Source organism: Bradyrhizobium sp. NBAIM18, from assembly GCF_020193825.1.
Taxonomy (GTDB): Bacteria; Pseudomonadota; Alphaproteobacteria; order Rhizobiales; family Xanthobacteraceae; genus Bradyrhizobium; species Bradyrhizobium yuanmingense.
In genome coordinates, this window is record NZ_JADYVO010000012.1 from 65,412 (window position 1) to 82,410 (window position 16,999).

The window sequence follows — 16,999 nt, forward strand, 5'->3', positions numbered from 1 at the left end:
TGCGTCAGCGAGCGAGATCATCAGATACGCAGAAGCCGATCTCAACGAGACCGATTTTATTTTCCACGATGCGGCAACCACGAGAAAATCGTGGACGTGTCAATCGGTTAGATCAACAGATGCGTGAAAGCAGCTCACTCGAACAGCGGCACCAGCTGCATCTGCGGCACCAGCACGAGTCCCTTATCGGTGATGCGAATTTCCGGAATGACCGATAGCGGAATCAAATTGAAGCCCATGTACGGGATGGTGCAGCCGGCCTCGGCCCATTCCTTCTTCAGCACCTTCACCTCTTCCGCCACTTCGGTGACACGCTTGTCAGACAGGAGTCCTGCGATCGGCAGCGGAACCAGCGCCCTCACCTCGCCGTCGGCGACGACGCAGACGCCGCCCTGCCGCTCCTTAATGGCGGCGATGGCGACCTGCATGTCGCCCTCGTTGGTGCCGGCGACGATGAGATTGTGGCTGTCGTGCCCGACGCTGGACGCGACCGCGCCGCGCTTCAGGCCGAAATCCTTCAAGAGGCCATGGGCGACGTTGCCCGCGGATTGGCCATGACGCTCGACCACCGCGACGAAGCAGAGGCCATAGCGCGCGAACAGCGACGGCCAGTCTTGCGCGGGTTCGATCGCGACCTTCTCGTGGATCAGCGTGATGCCAGGCAGCGCGGTCTTGATGGCGTTGACGGTGCAGGCCTTCGCGGGCAATTCGGGCGTCAGCTTCATCGTCTGCGGCAGCTTGACGGTCGCATAGGCTCCCTTGGGATATTGGTAGCGATGCGACAGCGCCTGATCGAGACGCGGGGTGATCTTGCCGTGCTCGACCACGAGCTCGCCACCATACCAGGTGCATTGTGGCTCGAGCTGATCGTCCATCAGCACGAGATCGGCGCGGCGGCCGCCGCCAAGCCCGCCGATATCGCCTTCCATCCCGAAGCGGGTCGCTCCATGCAGAGAGCCCATTGACCAGGCCTGCTCGGGCGACATCCCCGCCTTCACGGCCTCGCGCACCACCCAGTCGAGACCGAACAGCAGGAGATCGTCGGCATCGCGATCGTCGGTGCAAACGGTGGTGCGCTTGTGCGAGGCCCCGAGCTCGGTGATCGTTCGGATCGCTTGCGGCAGCGAATGCCAGGGCGTGGTCGGCGGTCCCCCGCGCAAAAACACCCAAACGCCGGCATCGAGCAGGTCATCGGCGATGTCGCGGTCGATCGCCTCATGGGTGTCGGTGACGCCGGATGCTGCATAGGCCGCAACGAATTCGCGGCCGTAGACATGCCCGGAAACGGGACGCCCCCGCTTTAAGGCTGCGGAGAGGATGGCATGGCTGCGCTCGTCGCCCATCGTGACAGGCACGAAATCCATCTTCTCGCCAAGCGCCACCGCTTCGGGCCAGCGATCGAAGAGACCGGCGATCTTGTCCGGCGTGAGGTCGCCGCCCGCCGTCTCCAGTTCAGCCGAGGTCGCGGGAACCGTGCTCGGCACGGTCAAGAAGATCGACAGCGGCGCCTCGCGCGCATCTTCCAGCATCGCCTCCACACCGGCGACGTCCATGACGTTGCCGATCTCGTGGCTGTCGCAGAAGATCGTGGTGGTGCCGTTCAGCAACGCAGCCTCGGCATAGGCGCAGGCCGTCACCATCGAGGATTCGATGTGGATGTGCGGATCGACGAGGCCGGGCGCGATGATGCCACCGGCGGCGTCATACAGCGGAACATCGCTCCAGGCTTTCTTGGCTGTGCCTGCCGGTTTCACCGCCGCGATGCGGCCGCCTGTGATCCAGACTTCCCGCCCCTGATGAATGCGCTCCGAATAGGTCGAGAGCACCCGCGCCCCGGTGACGACGAGATCCGGCGCGACGCGGGCCGACGCAACATCGGCCAAGCGCCGCGTCATGCTGTGCAGGGGAGCAACGGTGAAACGCGTGAGTTTGGTCATCGGGGCTCTCGCAATACAGGGACAGCCTAGCGATGGTTGCCCCCGACGGCGGCAGGGGCAACTCAAATAATGTGGCACCCGTGCTTACGCATTGGGCAAGCACCACGCGGCGAGGTTCCTAATCCTCATTCGCCTTGAACCGGCCGAGTCCCTTCAGCACGAAGGGCGCCACCAGCGCGATCAGCGCGATGCCGAGCAGCGTCGCCGAGATCGGGCTCTGCAGCAGCGTCATGGGATCGCCGAGGCTGATCGCAAGTGCGCGGCGGAGCTGGCTTTCGGCGATAGGGCCGAGGATCAGGCCGACGACGACGGGCGCGATCGGGAAATCGAACCGGCGCATCAGGAAGCCAAGCACGCCGAAACCGGCGAGCATCGACAATTCCACCACCGACGGCTTTGCCGCGATGGTGCCCATGGTCGCGAACACGAGGATGCCGGCATAGAGCCAGGGCTGCGGGATCGCAAGCAGCCGCACCCAGAGGCCGACCAGCGGCAGGTTGAGCACCAGCAGCATCATGTTGGCGATGAACAGGCTGGCGATCAGGCCCCACACGAGGTCGGGCCGCTCGGCAAACAGCAGCGGGCCCGGATTGAGGCCATATTGCTGAAAGCCTGCCAGCATCATCGCGGCGGTCGCCGAAGTTGGCAGGCCCAGTGTCAGCAGCGGCACCAGCGTGCCGGCGGCGGAGGCGTTGTTGGCGGCTTCGGGGCCGGCGACCCCTTCGATCGCGCCCTTGCCGAATTCTTCGGGATGGTTCGTCAGCCGCTTCTCGGTCGAATAGGACAGGAAGGTCGGGATCTCCGCGCCGCCGGCCGGGAGCGCACCGATCGGGAAACCGAACATGGTCCCGCGCAGCCATGGCTTCCAAGACCGCTTCCAGTCCTCCTTGGTCATCCACAGCGAGCCGCGCACCGGCTCCAGCTTCTCCTCGGTGTGGTGGCGGCGCGATGCGACGTAGAGTGCCTCGCCCACCGCGAACAGGCCGACCGCGAGCGTTGTGACTTCAACGCCGTCGAGCAATTCAGGAACGCCGAACGCAAGCCGCGCCTGACCGGTCAACTTGTCGATGCCGACGAGACCGAGCGTCAGACCGATGAACAGGCTGGTCAGGCCGCGAATTGGGGAATCGCCGAAGGTCGCCGACACCGTGACGAAGGCAACGCACATCAGCGCGAAATAATCCTCCGGACCGAAGCGCACGGCGACATCGACCAGCCATGGCGCAAGGAAAGCCAAGCCAATGGTGGCGATGGTGCCGGCGACGAAGGAACCGATTGCGGAGGTCGCAAGCGCCGGCCCGCCGCGGCCGGCCTTGGCCATCTTGTTGCCTTCGAGCGCGGTCGCCATCGAGGCGCTTTCACCCGGCGTGTTGATGAGGATCGCTGTGGTCGATCCGCCGTACATGCCGCCATAATAGATGCCGGCGAACATGATCAGCGAACCGCCGGGGTCGAGCTTGTAGGTCACTGGCAGCAGCAGCGCGACCGTCAATGCCGGGCCGATGCCGGGCAGAACGCCCACGGCCGTGCCGAGGAACACGCCGATCAGCGCGTAAAGCAGGTTCATCGGCTGGACGGCGACCGCCATGCCGTGAGCCAGCGCGGCAAAGGTATCCATCACAGCAGTCGCTCCAGCGGGCCGGCAGGCAGGCTCAGCGTCAACAACCGGTCGAACGCGAGATAGATGAGGGTCGACATCACGAGGGCGATGATGGCGTCGATGAGGATGGCACGGCGCCCGAAGGCCGCCGAGGTCGTCACGAACAGGGCCGAGGTCGCCAGGATGAAGCCGCCGCCAAAGCCGATGATGGCGATCAGCAGCGCCAGACCGACGAGGATCAGAACCACAGGCACGGGATCGGCGCTTTCGCGTGCCGGCAGATTGCCGCGCAGAGCGTCGACGAAATTGCCGATCGCAAGCAGCGCAAGGCCGCAGGCGACCACGACCGGCATCGCCTCCGGCCCCATCCCGTACATCGCGGCAGATTGCAGGCCGCGCGCGTCCCAGACCAGCACGACCGCGAGCACCGCAAGCGATGCCGCGATGACGAGACCGGCGCGGTCGACGCGCCGCGGCGGCTGGACGGGATCGCCCGAGATCATGATTTGACCAAGCCGACCGATTTCAGCACGTCGGTGACACGGGCCGTTTCCTTCTTCAGGAAGTCGGCAAAAGCATCGCCGCCGAGATAGGCATCCTCCCAGCCCTTCCGCTTGAGGATCTCTTTCCAGGCGTCAGACTTCACCATCTTCTCGACCGCATCGCTCAAGGTCTTGCGCTGCTCCGGCGTGATGCCGGGAGGCGCGACCACCGAACGCCAATTGGCGATCACGAGGTCGATGCCCTGCTCCTTGAACGTGGGGATGTCGCTGCCCGCGATGCGCTTCTCCGAGGTCACGCCGATCGCGCGCAGCTTGCCGGACTTGATCTGCCCTTCATATTCGCTGAGCCCCGAAATGCCCGCGGTGACCTTGCCGCCGAGGATCGCCGCCAGCGACTCGCCGCCGCCGGAGAACGGGATGTAATTGATCTTCTTGGCGTCGGCACCGACGGCGCCGGCGAACAAGGCCGCCATCACATGGTCGACGCCGCCGGCCGAACCGCCGGCAAAGGTGACCTTCGCGATATCGGCCTTCACCGCGGCGGCCAGATCCTGCGCAGTCTTGATCGGCGAGTTCGCGGGAACCACGATCACCTGGATTTCCTCGGTGAGGCGCGCGATCGGCGTCACCTGCTCCAGCGTCACCGGCGACTTGTTCATGGCGAGCGCGCCGACCATGACGAAGCCGTTGACCATCATCTGGTTGCCGTCGCCCTTGGCGCCGTTGACGAACTGCGCGATGCCGACGCTGCCACCTGCACCGGGAACATTGGTAACCTGCACGCTGCGGGCGACGCCCGCAGCCACCAGCGCCTGCTGCATCGAGCGCGCGGTCTGGTCCCAGCCTCCGCCCGGAGCCGCCGGCGCCATCAGCTTGAGCTCGAGCTGCTGGGCAAAGCCCGGATTGGCTGCCGCCAGAGTCAACGCGACGGCTGCGCCGACAAGGCGCGCGGGAAATCGGAACATGAGGGCATCTCCAGGCTCATGCGGACGTTTGCCGCATTGTGTCGTTTGGTCGCATATCAACCAAAACGGCCGATGCTGTCCAGTGACATGGCTCAGGGCTTTGGGTCAGCAGGACGCCGGGATCACCCGCCAAGCGCGGCCGTCAATTCGGCCGCAACTTCCCGGACGATCTGCCCGATCTCCGGCAACCGTTCGTCGGTAACGCGGCTGGTCATGCCGGATACGGAGATCGCGGCAAGCGGTTCAGCCAGCGCGTTGTATACCACCGCGGCGACGCAGCGCAGGCCGATCTGCGCCTCCTCATCGTCGACGGCAAAGCCCTGCTTGCGGATTTTCTCAAGCTCCCTGAACAGGTCGCTCGGGCGCACGATCGACTTCTCGGTCAGGCGGGGCATGCCGTGATGACGGATGACGGCGCCGACATCCTCGTCTGAATAGGTTGCGAGCACCGCTTTGCCGACGCCGGAGGTCACCATGGGGACGCGGCCGCCAACCTTGGTCAGCGAGCGCATGATCTCGCGGCTTTCCATACGGGTCAACACGATGATGAACTCATCGTCGACCACGGCGAGATTGGCCGTCTCGCGGGTGAGATCGCGCAGCTTACGCAAATATGGAATTGCCTGTGCGGAGAAATTGCGTCGCCGCGCAAAGCTGGCGCCGACCGTGAAGCTGCGCACGCCGACGTGCCATTTGGATTCGCCACGGTCGAACTGCACGAAACGGCGGCTTTCGAGCGTTGCGAGCAGCCGGTGCACGGTGGACGCCGACAGGCCGGTGCGGATCGCGAGATCGCTCAGACGATAGCCTTCGTCGTCCTCGGCCAGCGTCTCGATGATCGACAGCGCGCGGTCGACCGATTGCACGCCACCGTCGCGGCTCTCGTGATCGCCCTCCGAGGCCGATTTGGGCTCGAGCGATTTGCGCCGGATCACGTTCTTGCTCATCGCGACCTGCCGCTTTGGAATTCGTCATTCCGGGATGGTCCGAAGGACCAGACCTCAGGTGCGCAATTGCGCACCGGGGAATCTCGAGGTTCTTAGGTGCGCAATTGCGCACCATAGTTCGATGCTGCGCATCGCCGCGGAACGACTTACCCCGCAAGGCGCCGCTTCGGACTGCCGAAGCGGCGTCAACGCCTCAGAGCAGCCCTGCCCCGCGCGCCCACTTGTACTTGGCGCCAAGCACCTCGACCGGTAGCTCGGTCGAGTAGGCGTAAGCCGGGATGCCGTTCTGATAGAGATATTCGGCGGCCTCCTCGACCTCGACGTCGCCAGCCAGCGAGGCAACCATCGGCTTCACAAAACCCTTGGCCTCCATCTCCTTCTTCACCTCGACCATGTTGCGAGCGAACACCATCGGCGGCGTGACGATGGTGTGCCAATAGCCGAGGATCAGCGCGTGGATGCGCTCATCCGACAGGCCGAGCTTCACGGTGTTGACGTAGGTGATCGGCGGCTCGCCGCCGGTGATATCCACGGGATTGCCGGCCGCTCCAAACGGCGGGATGAACTTGCGGAAGGCCGCATCGAGATCCGGCGGCATCGACATCAGCGACAGGCCGTTATCGACGCAGGAGTCCGACAGCAGCACGCCCGAGCCGCCGGCACCGGTGATGATGAGAACGTTCTCACCCTTCGGCGTCGGCAGCACCGGTACGCCGCGGGCGAATTCGAGCAACTGGCGAAGTGAGCGGGCACGGATCACGCCGGACTGCTTGAACACGTCCTCATAGATGCGATCGTTGCCGGCGAGCGCGCCGGTGTGGGACGACGCCGCCTTCGCGCCGGCCGAGGTCCGGCCGGCCTTGAGCACCACCACCGGCTTCTTCTTGGACACGCGCTTTGCGGCTTCCGCGAAGGCGCGGCCGTCCTTGAGGTCTTCGCAGTGCTGGGCGATCAGATTGGTGTTCGGGTCCTGCTCGAAGAAGGCGAGCAGATCATCCTCGTCGATATCGGACTTGTTGCCGAGGCCGACGATCGCGGACACGCCCATCTTGGCCGAGCGCGAGAAGCCGATGATGGCCATGCCGATGCCGCCCGATTGCGACGACAGCGCCGCATGGCCCTTGACGTCATAGGCGGTGCAGAAGGTCGCGCAGAGATTGGCGGGCGTATAATAGAAGCCGTAGATGTTTGGCCCCATCAGGCGGATGTCGTACTTCTTGCCGACCTCGACGATCTCGGCCTGCAGCTCCGGCGCGCCAGCTTCAGCGAAGCCCGACGGAATCAGCACCGCGCCCGGGATCTTCTTCTCGCCGCATTCGGTCAGCGCGGCCGCGACGAATTTCGCGGGGATTGCGAACACCGCGACGTCGATCACACCAGGCACGTCCTTGACGCTCTTGTAGGCCTTGTAGCCGAGGATCTCGGCGGCCTTGGGATGGATCGGATAGATCTCACCCTTGTAGCCGCCGTTGATGAGGTTCTTCATCACGGAATTGCCGATCTTGCCGTCCTCCGCGGAGGCGCCGACCACGGCGACCGCCTTCGGCTGCATGATGCGGTTCATCGCCGCGACGATCTCATCGGTCGGACGCGGCTTCGGCTTGGGCTTGTAGGCGAAGTCGACCACGATGCGGACGTCTGCCGCCGTGGCATCCTTCGGCGTCGCGAACACCGGGTTGAGGTCGAGCTCGACGATCTCGGGGAAATCGGTGACGAGCTGCGAGACCTTGACGATGACGTCGGCGAGCGCGTTGCGGTTCACCGGCTCGCCGCCACGCACGCCTTTCAGGATCTCGTGCGCCTGGATGCCGTCGAGCATCGAGAGCGCGTCTTCCTTGGTCGCCGGCGCGAGGCGGAAGGTGATGTCCTTGAGCACCTCGACGAGCACGCCGCCGAGGCCGAAGGCAACCAGCTTGCCGAACGAGCCGTCGGTGATCGAGCCGACGATGACCTCGGTTCCGCCGGCCAGCATCTGCTGCACCTGCACACCTTCGATCTTGGCATCGGACTTATATTTCTTTGCGTTGCCGAGGATGGTCTCGTAGGCCTTCTCGGCCTCCTCGGTCGTCTTGAGGCCGACGATGACGCCGCCGGCTTCGGTTTTGTGGAGAATGTCCGGCGAGACGATCTTCATCACGACGGGGAAGCCCATGGACGAAGCCATCTTGCCGGCCTCGCCCGCCGACTTGGCCACACCCTCCTTCGGCACCGGAATGCCGTAGGCGTCGCAGACCAGCTTGCCTTCCGGGGCCGTCAGGCTGGTGCGGTTGTCCGCCTTGACCTGGTCAAGCACCTTGCGGACGGCATCTTTGGAATTGGACATGTGGCTTCTCCCTTGACTTCAGTTCGTTCTTTTCAAAGCGCGCGCGCGTTTGCGGCTGCCCATGATGCTTGCCATTCGCCGCGCTCTGTTCCATGCGGCGGTACGGAGTGGCATAAGCCTCAGGACTACTCCGCCGGCGTGGATCAAAAATGGCTGGCGATGGCATTTGGTATGCCAGAAGCCAACTTGTCAAGCTGATGCATGGCCTAGAAGGCCGCAAAAAATAGGCAGCTTGACATTCTGGCATGTGGTATGCCAAAAACTTTCCCGTTAGTATTCCTGTAAAAGACGACTCCCCAGTGGAGGAGATTCGTCGTGTCACTACGGAAACCAACCAAGGCGTTGCCGAACATGGCCGAGGCAGACATCGCAATCGTTCGTATTGCCCCGGAGAGCAGCTTCAAGAACAAGGCGTATGACGCCTTGAAGGAAGCCATCCTCAAGATGGACATCTACTCGACGCCCGAGCCGGTGATGCTCGACGAGCGCGCGCTGTCCGAACGGCTCGGCGTCAGCCGCACGCCGATCCGCGAGGCCATCGCGATGCTGGAGCAGGACGGTTTCGTGAAGACCGTGCCCCGCCGCGGCATCATGGTGGTGCGCAGGACCAAGAGCGAGATCGTCGACATGATCCGCGCCTGGGCGGCGCTGGAGAGCATGGCCGCCCGCCTCATCACCACCACCGCGCGCAAGAAGGACATCACGGCGCTGCGCGACTATTTCAAGGATTTCGGCAAGGACCGACTGCCCGAGGATCACGTCGAGGAATATTCGCGCGCCAACATCGCCTTCCACCAGGCGCTGATCTCGCTGTCGGAATCCCCCGTGCTGGTCGATCTCACCAACGACCTGCTCTTGCACGTGCGCGGCTATCGCCAGTTGACCATCGGACGCAAGGACCGCACCGCGACGTCACTGCCCGAGCATCTCGGCATCATCGAAGCGCTGGAAGCGCGCGACACTGAGCTTGCCGAGAAGCGCGCCCGCGATCACACCCTCGGCCTTGCCGCTTACGTCGAAGCGCACGGCCAAGAACTGTTTACGTAACTGTTCACTTAAGCAACGTTCACCAGAAGGGCGAACAATTCGCCCCAACGACCTTGAGACCAGGGAGACAAGGCCCATGCTGAATACCGCGACCAAGTCCGAAGCACCGGGCACCGAGCAGGAACTGACGGATGGCTTCCATCTCGTCATCGACGCGCTCAAGCTGAACGGCATCAACACCATCTATAATGTGCCGGGCATCCCGATCACGGATTTGGGCCGCATGGCGCAGGCCGCGGGTATCCGCGTGATCTCGTTCCGTCACGAGCAGAACGCCGGCTACGCCGCCGGCATCGCCGGCTACCTCACCAAGAAGCCCGGCGTCTGCCTCACGGTGTCGGCGCCCGGCTTCCTCAACGGTCTCACCGCCCTCGCCCACGCCACCACCAATTGCTATCCGATGATCCTGGTCTCCGGCTCTTCCGAGCGCGAGATCGTCGACCTCCAGCAGGGCGACTATGAGGAGATGGACCAGCTCGCGATCGCAAAGCCGCTGTGCAAGGCGGCCTATCGCGTGCTGCACGCCCAGGACATCGGCATCGGCTTCGCCCGCGCCATCCGCGCTGCGGTCTCAGGCCGTCCGGGCGGCGTCTATCTCGACCTGCCGGCAAAACTGTTCGGCCAAGTCATGAACGCCGAGGCCGGCCAGAAGTCGCTGGTCAAGGTGATCGACGCGGCGCCCGCGCAGATCCCCTCGCCCGCATCCGTGAAGCGCGCGCTCGACGTGCTCAAGAGCGCCAAGCGCCCCCTCATCATCCTCGGCAAGGGCGCGGCCTACGCGCAGGCCGACGAGGAGATCAAGAGCTTCGTCGAGAAGAGCGGCGTTCCGTTCCTGCCCATGAGCATGGCCAAGGGCCTGCTCCCCGACACCCATCCGCAGTGCGCCGGCGCCGCCCGCTCGACGGTGCTGAAGGAGTCCGACGTCGTCATGCTGATCGGCGCGCGGCTGAACTGGCTGCTGTCGCACGGCAAGGGCAAGAGCTGGGGCGAGGCGCCGAAGAAGTTCATCCAGGTCGACATCGAGCCGAAGGAGATGGATTCCAACGTCGAGATCGTCGCGCCCGTCGTCGGCGACATCGGCTCGGTGGTCTCCGCCTTCAACCAGGCGATGGGCTCAGGCTGGACCGCCCCGCCGGCCGAATGGACCAACGCCGTTTCGTCCAAGCGCGAAGAGAACGTCGCCAAGATGGCGCCGAAGCTCATGAACAACAAATCGCCGATGGATTATCACGGCGCGCTCGGCGTCCTGAAGAACGTCATCAAGGACTATCCCGAGGCGATCCTCGTCAACGAAGGCGCCAACACGCTCGACCTCGCCCGCGGCGTCATCGACATGTACAAGCCCCGCAAGCGTCTCGACGTCGGCACCTGGGGCGTGATGGGCATCGGCATGGGCCAGGCGATCGCGGCTACGCTCGAGACCGGCCACCCCGTGCTGGCGGTGGAAGGCGACTCGGCGTTCGGCTTCTCCGGCATGGAGGTCGAGACCATCTGCCGCTACAACCTTCCGATCTGCGTCGTCATCTTCAACAATGACGGCATCTATCGCGGCACCGACGTCAACGGCGCGAACTCCGATCCGGCGACCACCGTGTTCGTCAAGGGCGCGCGCTACGACAAGATGATGGAAGCCTTTGGCGGCGTCGGCGTGAACGCGACCTCGCCCGACGAGCTCAAGCGCGCCGTCAACGACGCCATGAAGTCCGGCAAGCCGACGCTCATCAACGCGGTAATCGATCCGGCCGCGGGCTCGGAGAGCGGCCGCATCGGCAACCTCAATCCACAGAGCGTTCTGCAGAAGAAGAAGTAAGTCCACCCCTCAACCCTTATTCCCTGCTGGGTGCAGGGGCAGACAGAGTACGGAGCAATACGATGACCAAAGCGCTCGAGGGCGTTCGCATTCTCGACTTCACCCACGTTCAATCAGGACCGACCTGCACGCAGCTGCTGGCATGGTTCGGCGCCGACGTGATCAAGGTGGAACGCCCGGGCGTGGGTGACATCACCCGCGGCCAGCTGCAGGACATCCCGAACGTGGACAGCCTGTATTTCACCATGCTCAACCACAACAAGCGCTCGATCACGCTCGACACCAAAAACCCCAAGGGCAAGGAAGTCCTGACCGAGTTGATCAAGAAGTGCGACGTGCTGGTCGAGAATTTCGGCCCCGGCGTGCTCGACCGCATGGGCTTTCCCTGGGAGAAGATCCAGGCCATCAACCCGAAGATGATCGTCGCCTCGATCAAGGGCTTTGGCCCCGGGCCCTACGAAGATTGCAAGGTCTATGAGAACGTCGCGCAGTGCACCGGCGGCGCCGCCTCCACCACCGGCTTCCGCGACGGCGTGCCGCTCGTCACCGGCGCGCAGATCGGCGATAGCGGCACCGGCCTGCACCTCGCGCTCGGCATCGTCACCGCGCTCTTCCAACGCACCCACACCGGCAAGGGCCAGCGCGTCACCGCCGCGATGCAGGACGGCGTGCTCAACCTCTGCCGCGTGAAGCTGCGCGACCAGCAGCGCCTCGCCCATGGCCCGCTCAAAGAGTACAGCCAGTTCGGCGAAGGCGTGCCATTCGGCGATGCCGTGCCGCGCGCCGGCAACGATTCCGGCGGCGGCCAGCCCGGCCGCATCCTGAAGTGCAAGGGCTGGGAGACGGATCCCAACGCCTACATCTACTTCATCACCCAGGCCCCGGTCTGGGAGAAGATCTGCGACGTGATCGGCGAGCCCACCTGGAAGACCGATCCGAACTACGCCAAGCCGGCGGCGCGCCTGCCGCGCCTCAACGAGATCTTCGCCCGCATCGAGCAGTGGACGATGACGAAGACAAAGTTCGAGGCGATGGAGATCCTCAACAAGGACGACATCCCGTGCGGCCCGATCCTGTCGATGAAGGAGATCGCGGAAGACCAGTCGCTGCGCGCGACCGGCACCGTGGTCGAGGTCGACCACCCCACCCGCGGCAAGTACGTCTCGGTCGGCAACCCGATCAAGCTGTCGGATTCTCCGGCCGAAGTGACCCGTTCGCCGCTGCTCGGCGAGCACACCGACGAGGTCCTGCGCTCGGTGCTCGGCTTCAGCGATCACCAGGTCGCCGAGATCCACAAGTCCGGCGCGCTCGACCCGCCGCAGAAGCAGGCCGCGGAGTAAGCGGGCTCGCATTGACGAGACGAAAGGGCCGCCCGAAGGTGCGGCCCTTTTTGCTTGTGAAGACGCGCCGTCGCAGGGCTCGAGCCAAAAAATCGAAAAAACAACCCCATGCACAGTAGCCATCCCATTGGCCCGCAACGATATTTCTGATTCGACGAAAAACTTCTGACCCGTCGGGCAAAACAGGGGTATTATGCCATTGTGGATGTCATGCCGGGAGCGCACATCAGGCGCTGGCTGCTGCACATCTGAGCGCATCCCCGACCACACGCTGTTCGCGGAAGGGGCTGCAGAGATCTGGAGTCAAGGGCGCTTATCGGACGTCAGCGCGAGGGACGTCAGCATGGGCCACAACCGGACAGATTGGCGGCGCAATCCAACGTCCCCGCCCAGCCGGAGCCAGTCGGTGCTAGCGAAGACCGGGAAGATCACCCTTCAGCCGCGCTTGCCGACCGTCGCAGACCCGGCGGTAACCTCGTCTTTGTGCGCGGCAAACGCAGCCAGCACCTCGGCTTTCTCGCGCTTAGGGACCTTGGCAAAGTCGAGGCTCCGCCCGAGTTCCGCCGCGACCTCATCGAACTCTGCCGGAGATATTCTGAGATTGCGGTGCGCTTCCTCAAGTCCGAGCGGCGTCGCGCCAGGCTTGGTGGCGGCGAACTTAAGGGGCCCGCCCGAAACGTCGCAGACCCACAGCGTCCGCATGAACTTGAGGCCCGGCAACCTTGTCAGGTTCTTGGTGTGCCATTCTCGTAGTTGCGGATTCTTGGACTTCTGACCCACGACGGGATTCTTCACGACAGCGTCGCTGAAGTGATCCACCACGGCCGCAATAGCAAAAACGCCGCCCAGCCGCTCATACAGACTTTTCTCAGGCGAGGTTTGCTGGGCCTGCGCGTATGCCTTACTCGCTCCCTGCAATACAGTCGTCGGGGCGGCGGTCAGCGCCATTCCTGCGACCATGCTTCGTCGTGTGATGGAAGTCGGAATAAATTGTACCATGGTCACCTCCTCTGGTGAGGCAACAGGATAATCCGTTGGGAGCATGCCGCCGGTCAGAATTCGTCACTTTGTCCGGGCATTAAATTTTAGGTCGATGGATTAAGATGGAAACGTCGGGGTTACACGCTAAGAACGATTCACCGCACATTGGCGTGTGTGGCCGCTCGGGACGTCAGCGATGGGCCAACAGTGGCCATCCGCCGATCAATCAGTGAAAAAAAAGCGACGACCGTCGCGATAGTCGATCTCTCTGCCATCGAAATGCAACGCCTGCTTCGGCGAAACGGCAAAAACCAGCGTTATTCCGTCAATGACTTGTAGTAGCCTCGTAGGTACCTCGTCGCGGTAGTAGCACCCCAAGGCGATGCCGCGCACAACCATCTCCTTCCTTATCTCGTCATATTCCTCGTTCCAGAAGAAAGCAGGCACCATAGGGCGGCCCGTCTCCCTTGACGCCATATCGGTCAGTTCATTCAGCATCGTTTGCGCTTGCTGACTGATGCGAAAGTTTGCAGGGACGAGTGTCGCGTTTTCCATTTGAGGTGTGTCCAGCGACAAAAATGCGAACGGCAACGTCGTAATCTATCATAGCCGCAAGCACGCCCACGACGTATGCCCGTCCGCACCTCACGGTTAACGTCGGCTTCGGGTCAAAAGCTCCTGTCGAACACGAAGCCGCGATAGGTCTGCCAAGGGCCAGAAGCGGAAGAAGTACAGCCGAACCTAATCAGGTATTCCCCAGGTGGCACGCACAAATAAACGGGCCGGCGGCAGCACGGAGGCGAGGTCAACTGGGGCGCGGTCCAGCTTAATTGCAATCAGATCGTAGCTCGCACCATGGTCGCTCGTCGTGTCCCTTAGCATTACACCGTCCGCGGTGTTGCATCGACTCGAATGTCCTTCGCGGAAGCGCTTCTCCGAGACCAAGCATGTCTCACCAAGGATCGTTTCAGTTCGGCTGCTTTCCGGCGAAATCTGATCGGCGAACGCCCTAAGCGCCTTCTGGACGCTCAATCGTACCGGCTCGCCAGCCGCGTCGCTTTGAAAAAGAATGCTGAGCCGCTCTACCTCATTTTTGAACGTGATCTTACGACGTGGATGTCACGCTTGCCCGGCAAGCCTTCCGCGACGCGGGCGTTGCCGGAGCCATCGCCGACGCCGGGTCCGCCGAACTGCGATCGCCAGAACTGGAAAGGCACTTTGACGAGGGCGAGGTTCTCCCGCGTCAGCGTTATCGGCGCAGGATCAACGATGACGGCAGCACGGATACGCGCATCCCGTATCGGCTCAGGCGGCGTCTCGCCGCCTTGAAGCTGTGCGCACACGCCGGTCGTCTCCTTGCAGAGACTGGCGACCCTGGCAAAATCCGGCGTGATCCCCATCAGCACGAGGCCAGTCGACCCTCCGAGCGAGAAGCCGAAGTAGCCGACATTGGCAGGATCGATTGCCGCCCGGTCCTTCCAGTCGTTCAGCACAAAATCGAGCAGGCGTACAATGTCCGCCGGGCGCGATGCCCAAATCGACAGAGTATCGCGCCTCGAGGAGTCGTTGACCGTATCGCCGGGATGATTGATGGCGGCGACGATGAAGCCGGCATCGGCCAGCGCCTCCGCCGTATCATGATGTTGGCCGAAAAACCCGCCTCGGCCGTGCGAGAAGATCACCAGGGGCATCTTCGCGCCCGTGACGGGACAATCCTTCGCGCCCCTCAAGCCGAAATCAGCGCCGACCGACAAACTGCCCAGCGCCACATGGGTCGGCTCGCTCGCGCACGGATACCAGACTGCACCCGACAGCGCCGGGTCGGACTGGAGAAGCTGAATGCCTGCAGCCTGCACAGGCGAGCCAGGACAGCAGAGGATGACGGCCAAAGCCCAAAGCGTGCTGCGCAACGTTGCCCCCGATTTCGCGCTGCAGTTGAGCGGGGAACGATAGCGAAATTGTGGCTTCGATTGATCAGGCGCGCATCCCGAAGCAATCTGTCGGAAACCAAACAGGGAGGTCAACATGTCACTGCTCGGCAAGGCCGCCATCGCGATGTGGTGGAGCGTTCGTCCCGAACAGCTCACCGAGTTCGGCGACTGCATTCGCACGAGCACTTTCCCCAGCGGATGAGCATTCCCGGCTTCCAGCGCGGGTCACGCTGGACCAGCACGACGGATGCCGAGGGCTTCTTCGTCTACGAGCTCGAGCATTACGACGTCCTCACGTCGAAGGGCTATCTCGACCGGCTCACTGCGCCGACACCGTGGTCGACGAAGATGATGCCGCATCATCTCTGCATGGTGCGCGGCCAGTGCCGGATCGCCGCGAGCTTTGGCGGCGGCATCGCAGGCTCGCGAGGCGCAAGGACGTCAGCGACGGGCCAATACGCGACTGTCACTCGCCGTCACTCCTCTCAGGGGAGCTGATGCATTCCCGTTCACTGCTCTCCGGCTCCGCGGCGCTCCCCCTCGGTGACGTCCCGTTTCGAATTTCGGAAATGATCTATGCCATAGGCGATCATCACTCCGACAATCCACCCGATAAAGATGCCCAGGTTGGTCCAGTGGCCGAACAGCTTCTTCTCAATCCAGCCGACACCCCAGACTGCGATGAGCCCTAACATCACCTTCAACAGCGTAGTACTCGTCTTTTCCTCTGAGAGCACTTCTCGCCTCCCTTGCAGCGCTCAGTGCTAAGCATATTGACGCCGACGGACCAACTCCGAGCGAAACCGATCTTCTAGCGTCGCCCGGCAGCTGCGCCCATCAGCTTTCGCGCCCCTTAAGCAGCGCAGATCAATTTCAGATCAGCTTCGAACCTGATGCTGCGCTTGCCCGCAAGCGCCGTGCCCTCGAGGAAACCGCCCTCGGCATCGCACGTCCCGGAAAAACCAATTCCAATCTCGTGTCCGCCGAATACCGGGTCTTCCCCTCGCGCCGGCGTATGCTCTTGATTGACCATCTGCCCTCTCCATCGACCGCTGGAGGAGGAATATGACCCCAGATAGTAGAAGAAGGCATCGCCACCCAGGATACGGCCGTTGTTCAATAGCATCACTCCAGTCAGGCCGCCGGGGACGCCGTCCAAGATTTTGAGATGGATGGAGTACAATCCGTTGGAAATGCCACCTTCACCAATCATCCCGGGCGCCGGAAGGTCGCTTTCATCCAGCGGGGTCATGATGGATCGAAAGACGGCACCGGGCACCTGCGGGGAGCTGCCCTCGAAGTGAAAGGCCTTACCAACCGCCCTTCCGACGACGGAAATTGACGAGACGTCTGAACCGAGCAAAGACCGATGATCGGCGCCAAAATTGTGTCGTCGGCTGGTCACTTCGACACGGATTGAGTCCCCCTCGACCTGGTAATTCCCAATATGAGCAAACCCTGAATTGCCGCCCAGCAACTTGCCCCGGCGCACATACGTGACGCTCCGTCCAACCGCTTGGTTGATCGAAAATTCGCTCTTGAAGAGGCCGTCGAAAGCGCTTGATAACTCGTTCATCCGGCACCACCGATTGACTCGGACTCCTCTTTTGCTCAG

Annotated in this window: 15 protein-coding genes; 4 read left to right on the top strand and 11 right to left on the bottom strand. The window is 63.1% G+C overall.

The window, feature by feature from the left end; translation table 11 throughout:
- Positions 1-134 precede the first annotated feature (134 nt).
- The 6 genes from I6F17_RS24450 to I6F17_RS24475 form a co-directional block, all read right to left on the bottom strand.
- Positions 135-1,937, bottom strand: a complete 1,803-nt coding sequence (locus tag I6F17_RS24450; RefSeq protein WP_225124821.1) for an adenine deaminase C-terminal domain-containing protein — start codon at positions 1,935-1,937, stop codon at positions 135-137.
- A gap of 118 nt (positions 1,938-2,055) precedes the next feature.
- Positions 2,056-3,555 carry a tripartite tricarboxylate transporter permease gene (locus tag I6F17_RS24455; protein WP_225124833.1) on the bottom strand — a complete coding sequence of 500 codons (1,500 nt, stop codon included), beginning with the start codon at positions 3,553-3,555 and terminating at the stop codon, positions 2,056-2,058.
- Positions 3,555-4,040, bottom strand: a complete 486-nt coding sequence (locus I6F17_RS24460; RefSeq protein WP_225124843.1) for a tripartite tricarboxylate transporter TctB family protein — start codon at positions 4,038-4,040, stop codon at positions 3,555-3,557. The genes I6F17_RS24455 and I6F17_RS24460 overlap by 1 nt, the downstream gene beginning before the upstream one ends.
- Complete coding sequence (locus I6F17_RS24465; RefSeq protein WP_225124855.1) at positions 4,037-5,005, bottom strand: tripartite tricarboxylate transporter substrate binding protein; 969 nt, start codon at positions 5,003-5,005, stop codon at positions 4,037-4,039. The genes I6F17_RS24460 and I6F17_RS24465 overlap by 4 nt, the downstream gene beginning before the upstream one ends.
- Before the next feature lie 122 nt (positions 5,006-5,127).
- Positions 5,128-5,952 carry an IclR family transcriptional regulator gene (locus tag I6F17_RS24470; protein ID WP_225124857.1) on the bottom strand — a complete coding sequence of 275 codons (825 nt, stop codon included), beginning with the start codon at positions 5,950-5,952 and terminating at the stop codon, positions 5,128-5,130.
- 193 nt (positions 5,953-6,145) lie between these two features.
- Positions 6,146-8,275, bottom strand: a complete 2,130-nt coding sequence (locus I6F17_RS24475; RefSeq protein ID WP_036005664.1) for an acetate--CoA ligase family protein — start codon at positions 8,273-8,275, stop codon at positions 6,146-6,148.
- Positions 8,276-8,626: 351 nt separating this feature from the next.
- Between I6F17_RS24475 and I6F17_RS24480 the strand changes: the two genes are divergently transcribed.
- From I6F17_RS24480 to frc, 3 genes are all read left to right on the top strand, one after another.
- Positions 8,627-9,322: a GntR family transcriptional regulator gene (locus I6F17_RS24480; RefSeq protein WP_157282741.1), complete on the top strand. Its 696-nt coding sequence runs from the start codon at positions 8,627-8,629 to the stop codon at positions 9,320-9,322.
- 76 nt (positions 9,323-9,398) lie between these two features.
- Positions 9,399-11,132, top strand: coding sequence for an oxalyl-CoA decarboxylase (gene oxc, locus I6F17_RS24485; protein WP_225124876.1), 1,734 nt, complete (start codon positions 9,399-9,401; stop codon positions 11,130-11,132).
- A gap of 62 nt (positions 11,133-11,194) precedes the next feature.
- The gene (gene frc / locus I6F17_RS24490) at positions 11,195-12,472 is read left to right on the top strand and encodes a formyl-CoA transferase (RefSeq protein WP_036035132.1); all 1,278 of its coding nucleotides are present in this window, start codon (positions 11,195-11,197) and stop codon (positions 12,470-12,472) included.
- Positions 12,473-12,907: 435 nt separating this feature from the next.
- On the opposite strand, the gene I6F17_RS24495 is transcribed toward frc, so the two are convergent.
- The 3 genes from I6F17_RS24495 to I6F17_RS24505 form a co-directional block, all read right to left on the bottom strand.
- The gene (locus I6F17_RS24495; RefSeq protein WP_225124878.1) at positions 12,908-13,471 is read right to left on the bottom strand and encodes a group 1 truncated hemoglobin; all 564 of its coding nucleotides are present in this window, start codon (positions 13,469-13,471) and stop codon (positions 12,908-12,910) included.
- Between the two features lie 204 nt (positions 13,472-13,675).
- Positions 13,676-14,008, bottom strand: coding sequence for a hypothetical protein (locus tag I6F17_RS24500; protein WP_225124881.1), 333 nt, complete (start codon positions 14,006-14,008; stop codon positions 13,676-13,678).
- Positions 14,009-14,535: 527 nt separating this feature from the next.
- The gene (locus I6F17_RS24505) at positions 14,536-15,480 is read right to left on the bottom strand and encodes an alpha/beta fold hydrolase (RefSeq protein WP_225124883.1); all 945 of its coding nucleotides are present in this window, start codon (positions 15,478-15,480) and stop codon (positions 14,536-14,538) included.
- Between the two features lie 102 nt (positions 15,481-15,582).
- Between I6F17_RS24505 and I6F17_RS24510 the strand changes: the two genes are divergently transcribed.
- A complete protein-coding gene (locus I6F17_RS24510; RefSeq protein WP_225124885.1) occupies positions 15,583-15,882 on the top strand; it encodes a hypothetical protein in 300 nt (99 codons plus the stop codon).
- A gap of 11 nt (positions 15,883-15,893) precedes the next feature.
- Here the strand turns inward: I6F17_RS24510 and I6F17_RS24515 are convergent, their stop codons facing one another.
- Together I6F17_RS24515 and I6F17_RS24520 are read right to left on the bottom strand one after the other, a co-directional pair.
- Positions 15,894-16,121 (bottom strand): hypothetical protein, encoded by a 228-nt coding sequence (locus I6F17_RS24515; protein ID WP_225124888.1) that lies wholly within the window; start codon positions 16,119-16,121, stop codon positions 15,894-15,896.
- Between the two features lie 116 nt (positions 16,122-16,237).
- A complete protein-coding gene (locus tag I6F17_RS24520) occupies positions 16,238-16,960 on the bottom strand; it encodes a hypothetical protein (RefSeq protein ID WP_036035138.1) in 723 nt (240 codons plus the stop codon).
- Between the last annotated feature and the right edge of the window lie 39 nt (positions 16,961-16,999).